Raw genomic sequence first — 4,413 nt, 5'->3', positions numbered from 1 at the left:
AGATATTTTATTTCATCATCGGGCCACCCTGACCCGAACTTTCAAAACTGAATACCAGCCGCCCACCGGCGGCACCACCGAGCAGGAAATCTGAAAAGGTCTCCTGCTTTTTTTCTGCCCCAAATGAGGTGGTAAAACGCCACCCCATCCACCAATTACCGAAAGGAGGGACACGAAATGCCCTGTCCACACAACGAAATCTCGATTGTGCAGCGAAGCCAACAGCAGTCTGCGGTTGCCGCCGCTGCCTACCAGAGCGGCGAAAAGCTGTTCTGTGGATACGATCAGGAAGTGAAGCACTACCCGGAAAAGCGTGGTATCGTCCACAATGAAATCTTGCTTCCGGCAAATGCCCCACGGTCGTATGCAGACCGCAATACTTTATGGAACGCCGCCGAAGCGGTGGAGAAGCAATGGAATTCCCAGCTTGCAAGGCGGTGGGTGCTTACCATCCCCAGAGAGATACCGCCCGACCAGTACGCTGTCCTTGTCCGGGAGTTTTGTGAACAGCAGTTTGTTTCCAAAGGCATGATTGCTGATTTTGCCATCCATGACCCCCATCCGCCGGGACATAATCCCCACGCCCATGTCCTGCTGACTATGCGGGCAATGGACGAGCATGGGAAATGGCTTCCCAAGAGCCGCAAGGTTTATGACCTTGACGAGAATGGGGAACGGATAAAGCTGCCATCCGGCAGGTGGAAAAGCCACAAGGAGGATACGGTGGACTGGAACGACCAGAAGTATTGTGAAATCTGGCGGCATGAATGGGAGGTCATCCAGAACCGCTATCTGGAAGCCAATGACCGCCCGGAGCGTGTGGACTTGCGTTCCTATGCCAGACAGGGGCTTGATATAGTTCCCACTGTCCATGAGGGGGCTGCTGTCCGGCAGATGGAAAAGCGTGGTATCCAGACGAATATCGGCAACCTGAACCGGGAAATCAGAGCCGCCAACCGCCTGATGAAGTCCATCCGGCAGCTTATCCAAAACCTCAAAGGCTGGATTACCGAGCTGGGCGAAAAACGGAAGGAGCTGCTTGCACAAAAGGCGGCGGAGGAAGCAACACTTCTTCCCAATCTGCTGATGAAGTATATGGAGATACGAAAGGAAGAACGGAAGGACTGGACAAGGGCTGGACAGAACCGGGGAACTTCACAGGACTTAAAGGCAGTCAGCGAAGCCCTGTCCTATCTCCGGCAAAAGGGGCTTTCCACTGTGGAGGACTTAGAAGCGTTTCTGGAATCTTCCGGGAAATCAGCCGCAGATTACCGCAATCAGATGAAGCCAAAGGAAGCCCGGAGCAAAGTGATTGACGGGATTCTTGCCAGCCGGACAGACTGCAAGGAATGTAAGGCTGTCTATGAGAAGTACCAGAAGATATTTTTTAAGAAAACAAAGGAGAAATTCAAACAGGAACACCCGGAGGTTGCCCGATATGCGAAAGCCGCCGCCTATCTTGCCAAGCACCCGGACGATAAGGATAAAACGAAAAATGAGCTGCAAGAGGAGCAGGAAAAACTTCTCAGCGAAATCGCAGAGCTGAAAATACCGCTGACCGAGGTACAGGAGGATTTGAAGAAGCTGCGGGACATCCGCTACTGGGTACGGAAAGCCACACCCGGCACAGAGGAAAGCAAAGAGCCGCCCAGGAAGCAGCCTATCAAGGAAGTCTTGCAGGATAAGGCAGACGAGAAAAAAGCACAAAGAACCGCCCCGACGCAGACGAAACACAGACAACAGGATATGGAACTTTAACAGGCACTTGCCATTTTCAAGCAGAGAATGTCAGGTGCTTTTCTTATTTTCAAGGAGGGATAGATTTGAATGTATTTGAAGCTGTGAAGCAGTCCGTTACAACAAGACAGGCTGCGGAGCATTATGGAATCCATGTAGGTCGGAACGGGATGGCTTGCTGCCCGTTCCATCACGATAAAACCCCAAGCATGAAGCTGGATCGGCGTTACCACTGCTTCGGCTGCGGTGCGGATGGGGATGTGATTGATTTTGCCGCCGCCCTGTATGGGCTGGGAAAGAAAGAAGCCGCCACACAACTGGCAAATGACTTCGGGCTTTCCTATGAGGACTGGAAGCCGCCGGGAAAGGCAAAAAAGCCCAAGCCTCGGCAGAAATCCCCGGAGGAACAGTTTCAGGAAGCAAAGAACCGCTGCTTCCGTATTCTTGCCGATTATCTTCACTTGCTTATGGCATGGAGAAAGGACTACGCCCCGCACTCCCCGGAGGAAGCCTTTCATCCCCGGTTCGTGGAAGCCTTACAGAAGCAAGCCCAAGTGGAATATCTGCTGGATATATTGCTGTTCGGGGAGACAGAGGAAAAAGCGGCTTTGATTGCGGACTACGGAAAGGATGTGATACAGCTTGAACAGCGAATGGCAGAGCTTGCAGCCGCAGACGCAGCAAGAACTAAAAAACACCATGAACGCCATGCAGCCGCCCCAGAGCATTGAGGAAATCAAGGCGGGGCTGGAAACTACCGAGAAAGGCGGTGTCCGTCAGAGCATACGGAACTGTCTGACCGTATTCCAGCGTGACCCTCTGCTTTCCGGGGCTATCGCATACAACATCCTGACCGACCGCAAGGACATCATAAAGCCCATCGGTTTTCACAGAGAAAGCACCGCCCTGAACGATACGGACATGAAGTATCTGCTTCTCTATCTGGAAGAAACCTACGGGCTTACCAATGAGAAAAAGATTGATAACGCCATCGGGATTGTGGCGAATGAAAACAAGTACCATCCCATCCGGGACTATCTCAATACCCTTGTGTGGGACGGGACAGAGCGAATCCGTTTCTGCCTGCGGCACTTTCTGGGGGCTGACGCAGACGATTACACCTATGAAGCGTTGAAGCTGTTCCTGCTGGGTGCAATCTCACGAGCCTTTCAGCCGGGGTGCAAGTTTGAAATCATGCTCTGTCTGGTAGGCGGTCAGGGGGCTGGCAAGTCCACCTTCTTCCGCCTGCTGGCAGTCCGGGACGAGTGGTTCTCCGATGATTTGCGGAAGCTGGACGATGACAATGTGTACCGCAAGCTGCAAGGTCACTGGATTATTGAAATGTCGGAAATGATGGCAACCGCCAACGCCAAGAGCATTGAGGAAATCAAATCGTTTTTAAGCCGGCAGAAAGAGGTTTACAAGATACCTTATGAAACCCACCCGGCAGACCGCCCCCGTCAGTGCGTGTTTGGCGGCACTTCCAATGCTCTTGACTTCCTGCCCCTTGACCGTTCCGGCAATCGCCGCTTTATCCCCGTCATGGTTTACCCGGAGCAAGCCGAGGTTCACATTTTGGAGGACGAAACTGCTTCCAGAGCCTATATCGAGCAGATGTGGGCAGAAGCAATGGAGATTTACCGAAGCGGCAGGTTCAAGCTGGCTTTCAGCCCCGACATGCAGCGGTATCTCAAAGAACACCAGCGGGATTTTATGCCGGAGGACACCAAAGCCGGAATGATACAGGCGTATCTTGATAGGTACACCGGGAGCATGGTCTGCTCCAAGCAGCTCTACAAGGAAGCCTTGAACCATGCCTTTGACGAGCCGAAGCAATGGGAAATACGGGAAATCAACGAGATTATGAACCAATGCATTGACCGCTGGCGGTACTTCCCGAACCCAAGAATGTTTTCAGAATATGGCAGACAAAAGGGCTGGGAGCGTGAAAACCCGGCAACGGACTTATGCAACCCGTCTGAAAAAGCAATGGATGGCTTTGTGGAGGTCACAGAACAGATGGAGCTTCCATTCTGAAAATGACAGCCCGTTGCACCCCCTGTTGCTATTCCGTTGCCGAGCCGGTTGCCGGGGAAAATCCCTTATTTCTGGGCTTTTCTCCTTTATAACAACCAAAACAACAGAAAAATAAAAGAAAAGTATAAATAGTAACCATCGCCAGATTGAGATTGTTTGCAAGGTCTTTTGAAGCCCGTTGCCGGACTTCGTTGCCGATACCCTCTGTCTGGCTATTTTCATGTATGGAGGATAACTGCCTATGGCAAAAAACAAAACAGAGATTCATGTGACCACTGTATTTGACGGGGAGCTTGACGCCACTGATGTGTTCGTCAGCCTGATTTCCCAGAAATACGGAAAAACAAATACAAAAGAATATCTTGCTAAAAAGAAAGATATAGGCTATAATGAAGATGAGGTTCAAAAGAGCCAGATACCGTCTGGATTGTGTGGGTAAATGGCTATGATGAACGAAATGGAATACAGAACAATCGGAAAGGCACTTGCCGGGGGCTATCGTGCAGCGGTCTATTGCAGGCTGTCAAAGGACGATGACCTGCAAGGCGAAAGTGCCAGTATCGCAAACCAGCGTGATATGCTGGAAAAATACTGCGAAAAGCAGGGATGGGAGGTTGTGGCAGTCTATCAGGACGATGG

General features: G+C 51.4%; 5 protein-coding genes. All 5 read left to right on the top strand.

Annotated elements, in window-relative coordinates:
• Nucleotides 1–177 precede the first annotated feature (177 nt).
• Nucleotides 178–1,758 carry a MobQ family relaxase gene (gene mobQ / locus H8S55_RS13710; protein ID WP_186879344.1) on the top strand — a complete coding sequence of 527 codons (1,581 nt, stop codon included), beginning with the start codon at nt 178–180 and terminating at the stop codon, nt 1,756–1,758.
• A 65-nt stretch (nt 1,759–1,823) separates the two neighbouring features.
• Nucleotides 1,824–2,468 carry a CHC2 zinc finger domain-containing protein gene (locus H8S55_RS13705; RefSeq protein ID WP_118411447.1) on the top strand — a complete coding sequence of 215 codons (645 nt, stop codon included), beginning with the start codon at nt 1,824–1,826 and terminating at the stop codon, nt 2,466–2,468.
• Complete coding sequence (locus H8S55_RS13700; RefSeq protein WP_117801992.1) at nt 2,437–3,774, top strand: virulence-associated E family protein; 1,338 nt, start codon at nt 2,437–2,439, stop codon at nt 3,772–3,774. The genes H8S55_RS13705 and H8S55_RS13700 overlap by 32 nt, the downstream gene beginning before the upstream one ends.
• 241 nt (nt 3,775–4,015) lie before the next feature.
• A complete protein-coding gene (locus H8S55_RS13695; protein ID WP_002569220.1) occupies nt 4,016–4,213 on the top strand; it encodes a hypothetical protein in 198 nt (65 codons plus the stop codon).
• On the top strand, nt 4,214–4,413 hold a 200-nt coding region (locus tag H8S55_RS13690; RefSeq protein WP_186879343.1), incomplete at its 3' end, for a recombinase family protein.

It is taken from the genome of Flintibacter faecis (assembly GCF_014287875.1).
GTDB classification, from domain to species: domain Bacteria; phylum Bacillota; class Clostridia; order Oscillospirales; family Oscillospiraceae; genus Lawsonibacter; species Lawsonibacter faecis_A.
This window is presented reverse-complemented; position numbering and strand designations above follow the sequence as displayed.